The sequence below is a fragment of the Subsaxibacter sp. CAU 1640 genome (assembly GCF_023156585.1).
Classification (GTDB): domain Bacteria; phylum Bacteroidota; class Bacteroidia; order Flavobacteriales; family Flavobacteriaceae; genus JBPOFM01.
The window spans coordinates 270,973-288,342 of sequence record NZ_JALNMI010000002.1; the positions used below are offsets into that span (position 1 = coordinate 270,973).

Below are 17,370 nucleotides of genomic sequence, written 5' to 3' on the forward strand. Positions count from 1 at the left end.
ATTCTATTTAAAATTCAAAAATTAAAAATGTCATCTCGACTTCACTAAAGGAGACGGCCATTTTAATCTTCCGTGGTGATTGATGAATTTGTTTTGGCTTCTTCTGTTTTGATTTTGTTCAATTCGGTTCTAGCTTCGGCGACCACATCATCAAACTCTGCAAAGTTGTTGATGACGGATTCCAAAATATACGTGGCCTGGAAGGCATCTTTCAAAGCATAGAAATTCTTCGCCATCACCACAAGACCTTTCGCCGAATAATATTTATAGCTGCTATAGTCCTTGGCAAGGCGTTGTATGACCGTGTTACTGGCTTCATACTGTCCGTCCTTATTTTTAAAGTAACCGTTATAGTATAAGGCTTCCGCTGCCAAGGCGCCTGTGGCAATTTTCTCCACCTCGGCATAAGCGGTTTTAGCTTTCGCTTCGTTACCTGTCTTAATGGCAGAACGCGCGATGATGATTTTCGCATCGCTCTTCACTTTGTTGTCCAATTTCGAACTCGCCAACACCTTTTCGGCATACGCCTCGGCATCGCGATAGTTATCCAACTGGTAGTACGCATTCATCAGATTCGATTGTGCGTAAGTCACGTTCTGTGGATAATCAGCTTCGGTTTCGAGACGCTTCAAGATGGGTAAGGCCTTGTTCCATTGGGACGCGTTCAAATAGGTTTCAGACAATTTCACCAAGGATTGCTCCGTGTATTCGCCTTTCGGACGGTTGACCACATATTCGTAATGCGGTTGTGCGTTTTCCGGAAGGTTTTTCTTCGTGTATAACTCCGCGAGATAAAAATGCGCTTTCAAGGCACTCATTCCGTTAGGGAAGTCATTCAAATAACGGTTGAATTGCTTAATCGCATTGTCGGTGTTGCCATCCAAATACTGCTTTTCTGCCGCGAGATAACTCGTGTTGTCCAATTCTGCATCGGTGACATTCACATAATCAAGCGTTTTCACCCAAGCGGCATACTCGTCCACGCGTCCCAAATCGATATAAATTAATCTGGCAGTGCTGACCGCCTGAATGGCTTCTTCGGAATTCGGATAATCGCGCGCTACTTTCTTGAATTTCTCCAAGGCATCGGTATTTCGGCTGGCGTTATAGTGCACCAGACCTTGACGCAACAAGGCTTTTGGTACGAACACGCTGGTCTTGTACTCGTTATTCATTCGGTCGTACATTGCCATCGCTTTGTCGGTTTGGTTCGCCTTCACGTAAGAGTTTGCCAACTCATACATCGCATCGTCACGCAACGGCGACTTCGCGTAGCGGTCGATAAAACTGTTGAGTTCCTGCATTTTGGTACTGCCCTGCCCTATGTAGCCGTAGCTCATCGCTTTTTGAAATGCGGCATAGTCAGTTTCGATTTCGTTCAGCGCCATCGCTTTATCATAAGCGGCTATCGCTTCTTGGTAATTGCTCGACACAAAATAGCCATCGCCCAATCGCAAATAGGCATCATTCAAACGGAGCTTGTCGTCCTTATGATTGGCAATAAAATCCTTAAACAAGCCTGTCGCCTGACTGTAATTCTTCTGTTTAAAATAGGTATAAGCCAAGTTATAGTCCAGATTGGTCCATTCTGGGGTGTTTTTGGCCTCGGCTTGCTGTTGAAACTGCTTGAAACCAATCAAGGCATCGGCAAAATTCCCAATGTTATAATCGCTTTCGGCTTTCCAAAAGGTGGCACGAGCCGTAAACTTTGCGTCGCGCGGTTCCTTCAGTGATTTTTCAAATAAACTCTTCGCTTCGGCGTAATTCCCTTCATTGTACACCTCAATTCCTCTATAGAAGGTCACTTTTTGATAAGCGACCTTGTTCTCAAAGCTACTTTTGCCTTCCAGCAACTTCAAGGCTTCCTTATAATTCTTTGAGGTGATGTAACTGTCTATCAAGAGCGTCTCAATTTCCTCGCGCATCGCGGTTTTCGGATATTGGTTTAGATAGCTTGTGAGCACTTGCGGCACCGACTGGTATGGGTTCCCGATTTCGTAACTTATTTTCGCATAGTTATACCACGCGTCTTCCTGAATTTTGAGGTCGTAATCCATCTGCGAGGCATTGCGAAAGGCATTCAGCGCCTCTTGCTTCTTGTCGAGATTGATGTAGCTTTCGCCCAAATGATAGTAGGCATTCTGCGCCACGCTGTTATTACCGCCTACAATCTTGTTAAACTCCGAAATGGCCGCTTCAAAGTTGTTTTGCTTGTAGTAAGCATAGCCCAACTGATAGTAATCAGTGTTGTTCCACTTGCCGCCCTTACCCTTGTACTCTTTCAGGTATGGGATGGCCTCGTCGTAGCGTTTTAGGTTAAAGAGACTCTCGCCAATAATCTTGTTCAGCTCTGATTTTTCTGCGGGACTACTTTTCGGCATCTGTTCCTTCGCCATTTCAATCGCCTTCTCAAAATTGCCGAGCTTAAAGTTCAAATCCGCCTGATAGTACGAGAGTTTTTCAGCATATTGCTCGTTGTCGCTTACCTGTTCAAAGTATTCATTCGCCTTGTTATAATCATCACCTTCATAGGCCATAAACCCGATGTAGTATTTCGCCTGCGAGCCATACTCCTTGCTGTTCACCACACGGTTAAGGTACTTTTGCGCACCCGCTTCATCCTTTGTGGAGTAGAGCGAATAGCCATAATTGAAGGAAAACTTGTCGCGCTCGGTGCGTGATATGCTGCCTTCATCCACCTTTTCGTACCATTTGCGTGCGTAGGCGTATTTTCCGTTGTCGAAATAGTAATCTGCCACATCGAGATACGCCGTGTTCTTCTTGGTAGAGGTTGGGTAGGTCTCTACAAAGTCCTCAATGAGGCTGTCGGCGTTGATTTGATTAAGGCGCACGGCGCAATTGGCGTAGTAATACACCGCATCGCTTTTGAGCTGCTCGTCATCAGTAGCGTCGATGATCTTGTCGAACATACTCTGTGCCGCCTGATACTGCTTATTGTTGTATAGTGTGAGGGCCTTTTGATAGTCTACCAAGTCATTGGTATACGTGGCCGATAGTTGGGCAAAACTGAAGGCGTGCAGCCACACGATAGCGGCAAACACGATGATTTTTTTATGAGCCATTCATGTCGTTTTTTGTTTGACGATTCAAAGATATGGGAATCTTAAAAGTAATAACGATGGGATTTGCGATTAATTATAAACAGGGTTATTAAAAGGTGTGCTTTTGGCTGTTAGCCGTTAGCCTTTGGATGTGGGTGGATGGGTATGGTTTTTTGAGTGCGAGACATTGCATGGTAGACGCGAGACATTGCTTGGTGTGCCCGAGACATTGGGTGGTGGACGCAAGACATTGCTTGGTGCGCCCGAGACATTGCTTGGTGGACTTGAGACATTGCGTGGTATGACCGAGACATTGGGCGGTGTGGCTGGGATATTGCGTGGTGGACGTGAGACATTGCGTGGTGTGACCGAGACATTTCATGGTGTGGGTGGGACATTGCGTGGTGGACGCGGGACATTGCGTGGTGCTAATGTGGACCTAGAATTTTTGTGAAAAGTTGTTGTGGGGTTTGGTTTTTTGTGAGGTTGTAGAGCTTTGCGGAGAGTTTATAAGTGGCATGAATTTTATTGACTTGGGTGTCTGCGTGGCAGTTTAATTTTATTAAGCTGTTTAGGCTACCTTCTAGAAATACAATGTTCATGATTTCTTGTTGTTGGTTTCTGGATAGGTTAGGTACTTTATTTGCTTTGAGAAGCTCGCTGTAATAGTTTGTGTATTTCATCATAGAGATTATTGAATACACAAAATTACTTATGATTGTAGCAGGATGTTGCTACAGAATGTAGAAATATGGAGTTTGAAGCTTGTAGCTGGAAGTTGGGAGTTGGGAGTTGGGAGATGAAATATAAGCGAGAATGCACGGATTGCAAATCCGCGCTATCGGGGCAAAGTCAGAAGACTTCGCAGAGCTGGGGCAGTTTGAGAGCGCAAATGGCATTTCATCGACTTTCTAACCCGTTCATCCCAACACAAAATCAACCAATCTGAATATTTACTATGTTTAGAGCATTCTCCCTTCCAATATTATCATTAGTTTGCATTTTGGCAACTAGTTTATTTATTCAATCAAACTAAATAAATGAAATCTATACAAGAACAACATAGTGCGGGACCAATAGCAGTAGGCTTCGATTACCAATTCTATTATTTTATGCTTATGGCGTTAGAGTTGAGGCATGGGGAAAAAGTAGGATTTGAAGTAAAGGATGATGTCCATATTGATAAAGAAGATGGAACGACATTATTGTACCAAACAAAACACACCACTTTAAAAAATGCCGATGGAACTTCGCAAAATCTAACAACAATGGATTTGGATATGTGGAAGACATTAAGTAATTGGGCATCCTTCATTAATGAAGCGGCTTCAAAAATAGATTTTTTAAAAAAACATTCCTTCATTTTAATAACGAACAAAAATGAGAATAACAATAAATTTATGGAGTCTCTCGCAACTTTCAAAAAGGATTTAAAAACTAATGCAGTAATTGATACAATAAGCAGTATTGAAAATAAAACAACAGACACCTCATTAAAAAAATACTGTGCAAATATTCGAAAAATAGGTTCTAGAGCTCTAAAATTGTTTTTCCAAAAACTTACAATTGAAACTGACACTGATAATATTATTGGCAAAATCAAAGAAAGACTATTTATATGCTATAGAGATGAACATATTGTAGAGACTGTATATAATAGTCTTTATTCAAATTTACAATCTTCAAAGTATTTGGAAATAACAGCAGGAAAAAAATTTGAAGTTACTTTTGAAGATTTTTCAAATAAATTTGCAAGGTGTTTTAAAACTTCAACAGAAATAAAAAAACTACCTCTAAGAGAATTTCCCATTCTAATTCCTGAAAACCCAGAAGAACAAATTTTTATAAAACAACTAATTGATATAGGTGAGATTCATAAAGGTTCTGAAGATGTTATTGAATATACAACGCTAATGCTTCAGTTCCTAAAGAATTTTACATATTGGTCGGATGATGAAAATTTCATTTTATTATCAGAAGCTGATGAATTCAAGAAAGATAGTATCACGAGATGGAAGAATGAATTTAAATCTAAATATAGGGCAATTGAAGAAAAGATAAAAGCAGGCTCTAACATTGTTGATCTGGATGACGAAATAAAACATTTAAGCTTAGGTATAGTCGATTATATTAGAAAACTTGACTTAAGAATTGGTGATTACATGCCTTTAGGAATAAATTTTTCAAACGGTCATTACTATTTACTTTCAAATGATTTAGAAATAGGCTGGCATTATGACTGGAAAAACAAATACAAAAAATGAAAGAAGTATATTACGTATATAATAATGAAGCAATAGCAAGCTGTGTTTTTCTTTCTATTTTACAAGAAATTAAGGAAATTGATATTGCTCGCATTAGCCTTATGCTACCGTTCCTGTTGGATGACAGAACTGTTAATTTCTTAAACAGATTAGGACTGGAATCAGATTTGAATTTGGAACAAATTATAAAAGAGCAACCTCGATTATTTGTTTCATTCAACCAACGCTATTTATCACTTCTACCTGTAATGATTAATTCTTTAATAATATTAGAAAAAAGTAATCAGATAAAAATTAAAAAGCTAATTAAAGTACATTCTGAGTTCAAGATTGAAAACACAGATAATCTAGGAGCTCGCTTTTCAAACATTAATAGAGCCATTCCTCAACTGCTCGCAATAATAAAAAGCTATGACACAAGTAAACTTTATAAAACTTTAAATATACAATTATGAAATTTGTACTTCATGACATAAAGTTGTGGTTCAACGATGAAACTGCTGAACCTAAAAATTATAAATTATTACCCAATAAAATTAATGTTATAACTGGGGATTCAACTAAAGGCAAGACCAGTTTTTGGAATATAATTGATTATTGTTTAATGGCAGGAAAGGTAACGATTCCAACCGAAGTCATTAATAGGGTTCAATGGTTCGGAATTAGGTTTAGTATTAATAAAAAGGAAGTTTCCATTATCAGGAAAAGTCCAGTTAAAGGTGCGGTTTCATCAGAAGTATATTTTAATCTTGGAATGTTTCCTGATATACCATTTAGCAATTCTGAAATAGCGGAGATTAAATCATTTCTGGATGAAGAATTTGGAATAAACGATAATTTAAGATTCCCTTTTGGTAAAGAAGCAGGAAAAGCCCCATTCAATATTTCTTATCGTTATTTTCTGCTTTTCAATTCATTGACTCAAACCATTATTGATGCTCCCGAAACTTATTTTGATACTACGTTTTATGGTAAAGAGGAGTATGACAAAGCACTGAACCACATCTTTGATTTAGTAATTGGCATCAACGATATGAACAATATTAAAGGCGAAGAAAAATTAAAACTAATAGACAAAAAATTAAAAAGCATTTCTAATCAAGAAAAAAGGAATAAGAAAAAGTTAGAAACATTTAAATCCGACATTTTTGAACTTGTTAATTGGGGTAAAAAATTAAACCTAATTGAATTTACTGACGACATCGAAGATATTGATACCGCTATTCTGACTATAAAAGAAATTGTAAAAAACACTAGACGAATAGCCCAAAACACATCTCTCTTCTCGGAAATAGATAAGTTAGAAATAGCTAAAAATCGAATACAATCACAAATAAATTCGATTACTCAATATCAACGAGAATATGATATCTATAAAAGAAATCTCACTAAATCCGCGGACAGTCTTCAGCCTATTGAATTTTTAAATCAAAAAATGTCCGACCAGCTTTTAGACATATATGAGGTTAAAGTATTTATTGATTATTTAGATGGTTCATTAAAGAGTATAAAAAATAATCTCTCAAATAAAGCAGAAAAACCATTAAAAGTCGAAGGGGATATAAAAGAATTAAAAACTCAATTGGAAACGATAAATAAAGAAATTTCTAAATTAAACGAAATTAAGAAAGGTTTTCTTGCTGAGGGAGAAAAATTCATAGAATTAGGTAAAATAGAATATGCTCTTGAAAAGATTTTAAAGGAAAAAGAAATAAAACCAATAGATACAATCGAACTCAATAGGCTGTTAGATGAAAAAAATGATTTGGTCAAGCAAGCACAAGATAATCCGCAAATAAAATCTACAATGGAAATGCTATTAAATGATAGCATTCAAAGAAATTATGATAAATTAACAACACTTCAAAATTACAGGAATAGTAAAGTGAGGTTTAATAGTGATAGAATGTTATTAGAGCTAATACCGGAAGGACAATTATTTGCTTTACCTAATGTTGGAAGTGCTTCAAATTACATGTTAATGCATTTATGCACTTATCTAGGTTTGCATGAACACGTGATAAATTTAGAACAAGAAAATGTGCCTCCTTTTTTATTCATTGACCAACCAAGCACTCCTTATTTTGGAGGGAATAATGATGATGAGAAAAAACTTCTTGACGCTTTTAATCTTCTAAACTCATTTATCAAAGATATTGTGCATGAAAAGAAATCGGATTTTCAGATTTTCATGGTTGAACATGCGGCTAAAGAATTTTGGATTGAAAATAACTTAACTCATTTTCATACTGTTGATGAGTTTATTGATGGAAACGGTCTAATTCCAAGTAAAATTTACAATAAATAAATATGCAAAACATTGCTTTAGGTACGCTAGACAAGTTAATAATTCATAAAATTGGTAATAAGAATAATGGTGACGGAGTTCGCTTTTCCGAGGACTTGACAAACTTTGATAACATTGAAGATATTATAAGTAAATTAATCACTAGTAATTTCAAATTTGATGAATTGCATCAATTCCATTTCCTGCCTAACCTTGAATTAAATCCAGTTTTCACATTTGTCAGCTCAATTTTTGATAATGACGAAGATTTAAATTTTATAGACCAAACTAAAAATATTGGTAGATATCTATATGATAAAAGCACCCATCATCAAATTAAGTCAGGAGAAATAGTTGTTTTTTATTTGAATGATTGCCGTATAGACGATGAGATAATTAGTGGTATTGGCATTTTTAAATCAGAGAATAAAGAAACTATATTAACGATTCAAGATGAGAAAACAAAATATGGGCTAAAAGATGTGAGTGGCATGAACACTCATAAATTAGACAAAGGGTGTTTGATATTTAATGTTGACAAAGAAAATGGATACTTAATTGCCATAGTTGACAATACTAATAAAAGCACGGAAGCCCAATATTGGAAGGATGAATTTTTAAGTGTCAAAACAAAGAAAAATGAATATCTACAAACCAACCAATTTTTAGGCATTACAAAACAATTTGTCACCAAAGAATTAGATAAAAATTTTGAAGTAAGCAAAGCGGATAAAATTGATTTTCTTAATCGTTCAGTAGATTATTTTAAAAAACATAATGAGTTTGACAAAAAAGAATTTGAAGAAACAGTTTTTGGGGACAGCAATGTCATAGATTATTTTCGTGAATACGATGAAAGGTATAGAAAAGAAAACGAACTAGAATCAAATGACCATTTCGAAATTTCCCCTCAAGCAGTAAAAAAACAGGCAAGAGTTTTTAAAAGTGTTTTAAGACTAGATAAAAATTTTCATATTTATATTCACGGGGATAGAAATTTAATTGAACAGGGAACCGAGAAAGATGGAAGAAAATTTTATAAAATTTATTATAAAGAGGAAAATTGAACAAATAAAAATCAAATCTCTTTTATATAATATTCGTTTAATATATCTGTAAACTTTTTAGAGTGCAAAGCTTTTGATTTATTCATCATATTTTCAATATCAAAAAAATCTATTTGATACTTTTTTGTTTCTGCTTTTCTTTGTTCTAATAATGCTCTGGCATCAGGGGTGAAACCTCCAGTAGACCAAAACTCGAAAACAATTTCATAACCGTTAAAATACGCCTGCTCCATTATCCATTTTCTAATTATTGGAATTTTTTCTCCTAACCATTTATCGACCTCTACAATATCAATCATACTATTATATCCCTTACATTCTGATATCGTAACTTTATTTGGCATGAAACTGAATACATCTATTTCTCGTAAATTTCCTTCGAAATTAATTGATTTACCTATTTCTATGCTATTTCCCATTCTTCCCTGATAGTAGCCTACCGCAAGCTCAAACAAGTCTCCACGGAGATTATTTGTCTTACCATCTACTAGCTTATTAAGCTTTGTAATTAAGTCTAAATAAGCGTCAGGATTTTTCTTTAAAATAGCGCCTGCATTTGTTACAAGATTTATCAAAGAATTAAGTAACTCTTTATATTTACTACCAAACAATTCATTTACAAACCCTACAATAATTCCTTCTGCTTTTAATAAGTTTAAAGAATCTGTATCTATTGATTCCACAATTAGAAAAGGTAAAAAACTAGGAGTATTTTTTTTGAATTTTAATGTTTTTATTTTATTCAGAAAAAATTCAATTTGATAAGCATTGACGGTGTTACCAATTAAAATATCTGCAATCACAAACCCAGGTACAATCTTTTTACTAGAAGAATATTTTGGTAACGTTCCAACATAACTAGGGTTAACATAGTTAAACTGAAAATTACCGAAATCACTATGAAAACTTGACGTATTATAGGATGCTAGGCCAATTTTTCTCGCCCAGTCATTAAACTGAATTAGAAGAAAATTTTTTGCAGTTTCTACACCTTTAGATTTTTTCTCGTTTCTTTGATTGTCATTAATTGCATAAGAAAGATAAACTTGCTTATCTTGAATTGAAATTAAGCTAAGATCATTAAGCTTATTAATAACAGTGTGAAAATCTTGATGCCCTTTGGTTAATTTAACTGGGCTTATTGAATATGCGGGTAAATTAGCTAAATTCATCACACCATAATGAAAATCTAGAGATTGTAGAATTAAATAGTATTGTTTCCCAGCATTTTTTAATGCAGATGATAATCCTTCATAATATTCATGATTTCGAAAAATTGCTTTGTCATGAAATAGTATTTGTCGGTCAGCAAATAATCCTGTTACTCGAGCTATATCATCATCTTTGATTCTTGAAATACGCTTTCTAGCAGCATCTTTAGATATACTATTATCCTGATTAACAATAATCTCTATCAATTCTCCAGATAAGATAGGACCCCTACTTTTTATAATTTCAACTATATTTGTCACACCACACTATTTATACAAGTATAACTTATAATAGGCAAGGTCACAATTTTTTTATTATTTATTTTCCCTTATAACTATAAAAAACTACCTCCTTTTTTCAAGAGCAATGGTTTATTGTTATGAGATTCCGACCCATTGACTTACTGCGCAAGCTATCTTCGAAACAACATATATTTTGTTTCTCAATAATGCTCGGAGCAGGCTTCTAGAAATGGAAAAAAAGAGATACCCACATACGTGAGGACATAAAAAAATCCCCGTTTGCACGGGGATTGTTTTGTTTAAGCTATCTTTCTGTTTTTGAACTTAATGTGCTTTACCTGGTTGTACTCTGGGCTTTTATACCCAAATACTGCTTTTACATACTCTTTAGCCGCCTTTGCAATATCTACCAAGCCAGTGCCTGGGGTGTACAGAAGCTTATTGCGGTCTGTACGCGCATTAGTAAGTGACGCTTGGGTGGTAACCGCTGCCGAGTTGGCCGCTCTCATATCTGCCAAATAAGATTTTAGTGATACGATTTGCAATGGCACCTCGGACGGATTGTACAATGGTTCTAACTCGCATACACCTATAAGACCGTCGAAATTAAGGGCTCGGTTTGCGAAGGAGGTGTGACTAGCACTGATGACCTTATCTGAAGATGTAGGGTCTATCTTGTGAGCACGTCTACCATCGATAGCACGTTTATAAGTTTCTGCCTTTTCTATAGTTGACTTTGTTGCACCACAAGATCTCAATTCGCCCATCATACGGGTTGCCAACAACAGCATGCCTTCATAGAGTGCATGACGACTATCTAAAGCGCGCTTGAGGGCATTGAACTCATCATTGACTCTGGAGAGGGCCAGTTGTGCATCGGTAAATAGGGTTTGCATATACAATACTTTCAACAAGGGTGAACTCGGGTTGTACTTTGTGTCGAAGCCGATGGCTGCTGCGATGAGCAATTCGAAATTAAACACTACGGTAGCATTACCGGTCTCATTGATACGCACCGCTTTTGCGGCTTTTTCAGAAGTGTTTTTCTTCAGCTCTGGGCGAAGATCTACTTGCTGTGAAGAAGGTTTGGAATTTGACTGAAAGTCGTGGTCTTGTGCCTTCTGGGTCAATACTTGTTTCACATTGTCTGCGAGCGGTGTCACCCGTGACACTTTTGCTCCATTCTTTTTAGTAGTACTCATAAATAATAGGTATTAGTAAATGTTTGGGTTACTGTCAAAACACCTACCTCCTATCCTTTCAGTTTCAGTGTTTTGATATGCCGCAATGTACATCATTTTACCATTCAAAACACAGAGCATATTTTGCAAATAATAGATGAAGTGTTTAAAAAAATCGATAAAAATACGTAAAGACCGCGTCAAATCTGACAAATTTCATAAAATTATTGATTTGTTAAAATGGCAAATAGTCGATGAACTGCTGCAAACTTTAACATTTGAGGGGTCATATTCTTTGTTTTTAACAGTATAAAGTGAGGATATTTTGATGGTGTAAAAATCTAAAAACGGCGAGCTCAAGACTTTTTGTCAAAATTGTGAAAAACAAATGTGTGGAATTTAGAGGTCTTTGATGTCATTTTAGCGAGCTATTAAAGGCTTGGCACTTGTAAAAAATCGATTAAAAAAGTTTTACTAATTTTAGTTTTTCCTAACACAACCACTGTTCACCCATGAAAAAAAAGCAAATACCATTCAGCCTGATATGCTCCCTGATAGTTGCCTCTACAGGATTTTCGCAAGAAGTTAGTTTTTTTAATGCAGATGGTTTTTTCTCAATAGGCACACAATCGTACAGAACAGCTTCTATAAGCTTGTGTGATATAGACCAAGATGGCGATTTGGATGCATTAGTGGCCAATGGTAGGCATTGGGCAGAACAAAATTATATTTACTACAATGATGGTAAAGGCGGTTTTAAACTGGCGCAACCTCTAGGAAAGTTTCTGGATGCTTCTTATGCCTTACAGGGTGCCGATTTGAACAATGATGGATTTATGGACGTTGCTGTAGCTAATGACAATGTCCCCAACAGGATCTACTTTGGCTCGGCCAACCAAAACTTTGACAGAGAGGTCACCTTTGGCTCCACAGCACCCTCAAGACACCTAGAGATAGGCGATATCGATGGTGATGGCGACATTGATTTAATTTTATCTAACCGCAATGCCCAAAATGAAATTTGCCTTAATGATGGCAATGGTAATTTTGATACCATCCTCACCTATGGCAAGGCATCAGATCAAACCATTCAAACCAAACTTGTAGACATTAACAAAGACGGCCACATGGATTTGATTACGGCAGAACGACAAGCCCAGAACAACATTTATTTAAACGACGGCTCTATGGACTTTTCAAACATAATGACATTTGGGCACGAAGAGGAGGAAACTCGTTCTATTGATGTGGGCGATTTTAATAATGATGGTATTTTGGATATTGTTACTGGAAATTTGGGCTCAAAGAATCGTATTTACTTTGGCGATAAAAATCTATCTTTTAAAAAGACATATGATTTTAAGGCCGAACGCATGACGGCGTCCATTAAGATATCCGACTTCAATCAGGATGGTTTGTTAGATATTGTCGAAGGAAATTCAGAAGATCGCAATTATGTATATCTTGGTCAAAAAAATGGGGAATTTTTAGAAATAGCATTGCGCGAAGACCTGAAAGATGACACCTACAACATTGACATAGGAGATATCAATAACGATGGGCTACCCGACATTGTAGAGTCTAACTCCGGAAGCTGGAATTTATATTACAGGACACGCAAAGAGTAAGCCAATACCTAACCAGCATTTCCTACTAGTCCCGATCAAAAAACGACAACAAAAAAACCACCGCTCCCCTCAAGAGCAGTAGTTTTTGATGTTATGGTCAATTTCATATTTCACCCCTTTAACAATCCCACCTTGCTTTCGGCCATCCGAATGGCATGCCGCAATAGAGAACGACTAAAAACTGACACTCCTAAAGCGCAGGCATCCATCGCACATATCAAAACACGCAAGGGCATTGTCTCCATTGACACAAAAAACATTACCTATCTTATGTCTCAAGGCAATTATGTGCATATAAAAACCACTGACACCTCTCATGAAGTGCGAGGTAAATTACAAGATGTCCTTGACCAGTTACCTAATACGTCACTCTATCGAATACATAGACGTTATGCCGTCAATAGTCTATTTATTGTTTCAATGGACAACAGCACTATGCTGCTTTCCACTCAAGAAGAACTGCCCATCTCAAAAACTTTTGATTACGAGGCCTTGATAGAAAGTCTCGGTTTAAAATAAGTGATCGCCCGTGTTGTCACCCGAACTTCTAAAACCTAAACCCTAACGTAAAAATCACTCTTCCCAGTTCACTGCTTTGATAATAGCCCACATTGGCAGTTATTGCCTTAAAGCCATTGATAAAGATGGAACCGCCATAACTGTTATGCCATTGGTCTGAATTGTCGTTCTCTACCCATACTCTACCATAATCAAAGCCGGCAGAGACGCCAAGACGAATCGGGATAAAGTTGGTTCTAAATTGGAACACACCCACACGCAAGTCAGTGCTTTGATAAAAAGCCGTCTCACCGTTGAAACGTTCGTTTCTGAAACCTCTTAAATCATTGTTTCCTCCAAGCGTTGCCCCGTGATAAAATTCATACTCGTCTCCAAAGTTCATATGCGCTCCAATCTTGGTAGCCAACACCGCAGCACCACTGCGATGCAACGGAAAATCAATGGATAAAACAGGTTTTAGGTAAGTGACCTCATTATTATAGTCGTCGATATTGGTTTTGTAACCTGCAGTGACATCAAACTGAAACCCACGACGGATAAAGGCAATTTCTCCACTTTTATTTTTATACTGAAAGCTGACCTCGCCACCCGCGTATAGTTGTCTATCAAACACATCATCTGTCGGTGCCAAATCGCCTGCTGGGCCAGTGATATTGCCCATATCATATTCTACGTCCAATGACTCTACCAATGGTGCCACACGCATCGTGACTCTGTCCTTTCTATAGATAAGCGATGGCGACACACTCCATTGACTGATCCGCACTCGGTTGAAATCGCGCGTTACGGCATCATCATCGTAAAAGGTCTCATTACCTACACCAAAATAATTGATGGCAAAATTGGGACTGGTATAACGTGCATCCAAGCCGAAGTTCCAATTGTAAAATGCGTGTGCAAATTCGCCAGAATAACCAAACTCAAAGCCAGTAGTGGCAGAGTAGAATTTTGCTGTCAGTGTTTGTTGGGTTTTAAATGGATTATTTGCCAAGCCATAGGTGGTATAGGTACCGCTCAAGCCAGCATTAAAGCCTGCATCTGGATCAAAGCCGATAGCAGGAAAAGTGGTGAAGGCATTCAATTTTCGATTTGAATCGTTATAGTTATTGATATCATAACTATCTACCAACCATTTGTGCGTGCCAGAATTCACAAAGGTATTTTTTTTGCTTTTGTAGTCGTACACCTTTGCGGAACGTGTGTTTTCAAAATCATACACATCATTGTTCTCACCACCCAAAATCTTCAACGGAATATAATGGTCGCCTTCGCCAACAATCTTAAACGTGTCTTCATCATCTAGACCATAAATCCAGATTTCTTTTGTCTGATCTTTTGTGTAGGTGCGCTCAAAACTAGAACCATCTTCAGAGGTTCGTGAAATGGTGGTTTCACCGTTCGGTTGACGTGTTATCAAAAAGGTATCTTTATCGTTTGTTCCAGTCAAAATTTGATGTGCCATCAAGTAGTCATAATAACGCTTGGCGATAGACGCCAAATTATCACGACGTGCTTTCAAATGTTTTTTGATAGTTTCAATACTATCATCTTGCGCTGCTTCTGGCAAGGTCTTGAAGGCACTATCAATAGATTCGTCGGTGAGGTTTTGCTGGATGAATTTCACCTGCGCTTCCCACTCTTCCCAAGTAGCTGTTTTAAGAAAGGCCTGGTCAAGTGGATAGGCATAGCGGCTCATCCATTTTACATTGTCAACATCGTCATCATAGCGCTCCATCGAACGGAAATCAATCATCGCAATCTTTATCAATGCCAAGAACAATCCATCATATTTTGGAAAGGCTTGGTCGCGGTCGCGTCGGATGGTTTTGTACACCATACTGCTATCTTCCTGCATAAAGGCAGAGAAACGCCACTGGTCATAATGACGGTCATAATCGCCCACTACAAAGTCCATCAAACGTACTTTTAGGAAGTTGGATTCATCCACCTTATTCACTTTTGATTCGGTAATGTCTGTCAGCACATCTTTAGTGCTCAAAATATCATCGGCATTGCCAAAACGCTTAAACGATTTGTTTTCGCTACCTGCGTGCGCTTCGAGCATATAGAGTTTGTCGCCATAATTTTCATTATAAATGCCAAGACCTTTTTGTTTTGGCAGATAATAGATTTCAGGCTCCGCATTATAAATATCCAAACGCTCAAAAATAGGATTCAAGGCAAAAGGCGCATACGGATGTGCTGTAGTGTAAAAATCCTGAACGATGTCTTCTGCTATCGTATTTCGCATCAATTCGCGTACATCGTGATCGGTTATTTTTGATTGGATAAAACGGGTGGCACTTTTGCGGATTTCGCGTGCAGTGTATTCGTGTTCGTCATCATCCATCAAACGAATGGAACGCGATTGGTTCCCACCACCTTCCGAAACGGCACGTACATTTCCCGGCATTTCAGACAAGTCCAACACAGGCGCTTCAATCTCTCTACTGTAAAGATCGCGGTAATGCTCGCCCCAAAACCAGCGATAGATGCCGCTTTTATCAGTTTCTTCTTTGGTGTAAATAGACGCTTTTACCGTCTCTCCCATCGATTTGATGTTGGGATAGGACACTTCATCTTTTGTTTTTTGTTCACTGCGGAGTTGTTTTTCAAACAATTTCTCTGGCTGATCGCTATCTGTACCAAAAAATTCCACTTTAGAACTACGGTCTTTAAAAATGGTCAAACGTGCGAAGCCATTGGTTTTTGAAGTGAACATTCCCTCTTTTGCAGGGCGCACGTTATCCAGTTTCTTTCCTGCCGCACCACTGATGATTTGCGGTACACGATCATCTGAAATATACTGAAGGTTACGGTCGCTCGCTGAAACGAAAATCACATCTGGAAACATTTCTGATAAGGTTTCTAATGTTCCTGCATACTTTTGACGTTTCGTACTATAGTAATCTTCATCGCTCAATCCGCCTATGTTTTCGAAGAAATTCATACGCGATTCCGTCAACACAGAATGGTAAATGGCGACAATGACCGTTTTGTTCTGTTCGTCTTTAAGGTCATCTTTAAACTTGGCGAAGAAATCTTTTCTCGTTTTGATATCGCATTTACTGTTGATATATAAATGGTCATCCCAATCTTCAAGAAACCATTGAGAATCGATCATCAACAGCTCAATATTGTCAGCATCAAAATCCTCAATTTCCCTTGGGCAACCATCATTTGGCCAAAACTTCACCTTACTATTATCCTGAATGAACGACTCCATGTCATCTATATTTTCATGTCCGTTTTTGTTCCACTCGTTGGCACCAGGCATAAAAACAATATTGCCATTGAAGTTCTCAAGGGGTTTCATCAAGCTTTTTTGGAGCAAGTCCTCCACTTCTTTGTGGTCCTCCTTTTTAGGCGGATAACCATCTTTCGTAATATTACCGAGCGCTACAAAAGTGGCTTTGCTATCCTTTTGGGACATTTCTACAATGGCTTTTAGGATTGCTTGCGTAGGATTTCCTGTTTCCAACTCTGTGTTTCCTGTAAAATAAAAGGTTTGCTCTACCTCTTTATTTTGGGCATAAACGTTTTGGGACCCAATAGTGGCAAGAATGAAAAGCGCGGCGCACATGCGGAATACGCTAGTCAACCTAAAGTTTTTATTTATTCTGTTAAGCATAGTCAGTTTGTTTTGAGTATACACCTCTATTAGCATAAGTTTAAGGACATATTAAGTCAAAATTACGACAAGTTGGTTGATAGTAGTTGCTTACATCGATGCAACTTTTAACTGATATGAAGACTTTCTAGACTCTAGAAACGCTTCTATATAGTCTGAGGCTTTCGCAACTAAACATCTTGAATCTTTTAGGCCAATAATCTTTCTCTGCATAAAATTCAAACGAAATTCATTACCTTTCAGACAGATACGTTCTTTAAGTCAAACTTTATTCTTA

At 37.5% G+C, this 17,370-nt stretch carries 11 protein-coding genes; 7 read left to right on the plus strand and 4 right to left on the minus strand.

The genetic code is table 11. The features are described from left to right. Positions 1-62 precede the first annotated feature (62 nt). On the minus strand, positions 63-3,083 hold the full coding sequence (locus M0G43_RS05775; RefSeq protein WP_248024310.1) for a tetratricopeptide repeat protein: 3,021 nt from the start codon (positions 3,081-3,083) through the stop codon (positions 63-65). A gap of 196 nt (positions 3,084-3,279) precedes the next feature. Between M0G43_RS05775 and M0G43_RS05780 the strand changes: the two genes are divergently transcribed. The 5 genes from M0G43_RS05780 to M0G43_RS05800 all read left to right on the plus strand — a co-directional run bounded on the left by M0G43_RS05780 (position 3,280) and on the right by M0G43_RS05800 (position 8,680). Continuing rightward, entirely contained in the window at positions 3,280-3,516 is a 237-nt protein-coding gene (locus M0G43_RS05780; RefSeq protein ID WP_248024311.1) for a hypothetical protein, read from the plus strand. Positions 3,517-4,102: 586 nt separating this feature from the next. Then, entirely contained in the window at positions 4,103-5,326 is a 1,224-nt protein-coding gene (locus M0G43_RS05785; protein WP_248024312.1) for a hypothetical protein, read from the plus strand. Continuing rightward, positions 5,323-5,781 (plus strand): three component ABC system middle component, encoded by a 459-nt coding sequence (locus M0G43_RS05790; RefSeq protein WP_248024314.1) that lies wholly within the window; start codon positions 5,323-5,325, stop codon positions 5,779-5,781. Before M0G43_RS05785 ends, M0G43_RS05790 begins: the two co-directional genes overlap by 4 nt. After that, a complete protein-coding gene (locus M0G43_RS05795; protein ID WP_248024316.1) occupies positions 5,778-7,634 on the plus strand; it encodes a DUF3732 domain-containing protein in 1,857 nt (618 codons plus the stop codon). Before M0G43_RS05790 ends, M0G43_RS05795 begins: the two co-directional genes overlap by 4 nt. Before the next feature lie 2 nt (positions 7,635-7,636). Then, a complete protein-coding gene (locus tag M0G43_RS05800) occupies positions 7,637-8,680 on the plus strand; it encodes a nucleoid-associated protein (protein WP_248024319.1) in 1,044 nt (347 codons plus the stop codon). An 11-nt stretch (positions 8,681-8,691) separates the two neighbouring features. Here the strand turns inward: M0G43_RS05800 and M0G43_RS05805 are convergent, their stop codons facing one another. Together M0G43_RS05805 and M0G43_RS05810 are read right to left on the minus strand one after the other, a co-directional pair. Then, positions 8,692-10,152, minus strand: a complete 1,461-nt coding sequence (locus M0G43_RS05805) for a hypothetical protein (protein ID WP_248024321.1) — start codon at positions 10,150-10,152, stop codon at positions 8,692-8,694. Positions 10,153-10,433: 281 nt separating this feature from the next. Further along, complete coding sequence (locus M0G43_RS05810) at positions 10,434-11,336, minus strand: hypothetical protein (RefSeq protein ID WP_248024323.1); 903 nt, start codon at positions 11,334-11,336, stop codon at positions 10,434-10,436. A gap of 491 nt (positions 11,337-11,827) precedes the next feature. Here M0G43_RS05810 and M0G43_RS05815 point away from each other — a divergent pair, with 491 nt between their 5' ends. Both M0G43_RS05815 and M0G43_RS05820 read left to right on the plus strand, forming a co-directional pair. Further along, a complete protein-coding gene (locus M0G43_RS05815) occupies positions 11,828-12,943 on the plus strand; it encodes an FG-GAP repeat domain-containing protein (RefSeq protein ID WP_248024325.1) in 1,116 nt (371 codons plus the stop codon). Positions 12,944-13,036: 93 nt separating this feature from the next. Continuing rightward, positions 13,037-13,462 carry a LytR/AlgR family response regulator transcription factor gene (locus tag M0G43_RS05820; protein WP_248024328.1) on the plus strand — a complete coding sequence of 142 codons (426 nt, stop codon included), beginning with the start codon at positions 13,037-13,039 and terminating at the stop codon, positions 13,460-13,462. Positions 13,463-13,490: 28 nt separating this feature from the next. Here M0G43_RS05820 and M0G43_RS05825 read toward each other — a convergent pair whose 3' ends face one another. Beyond that, positions 13,491-17,093, minus strand: a complete 3,603-nt coding sequence (locus M0G43_RS05825; protein WP_248024331.1) for a metallophosphatase — start codon at positions 17,091-17,093, stop codon at positions 13,491-13,493. Between the last annotated feature and the right edge of the window lie 277 nt (positions 17,094-17,370).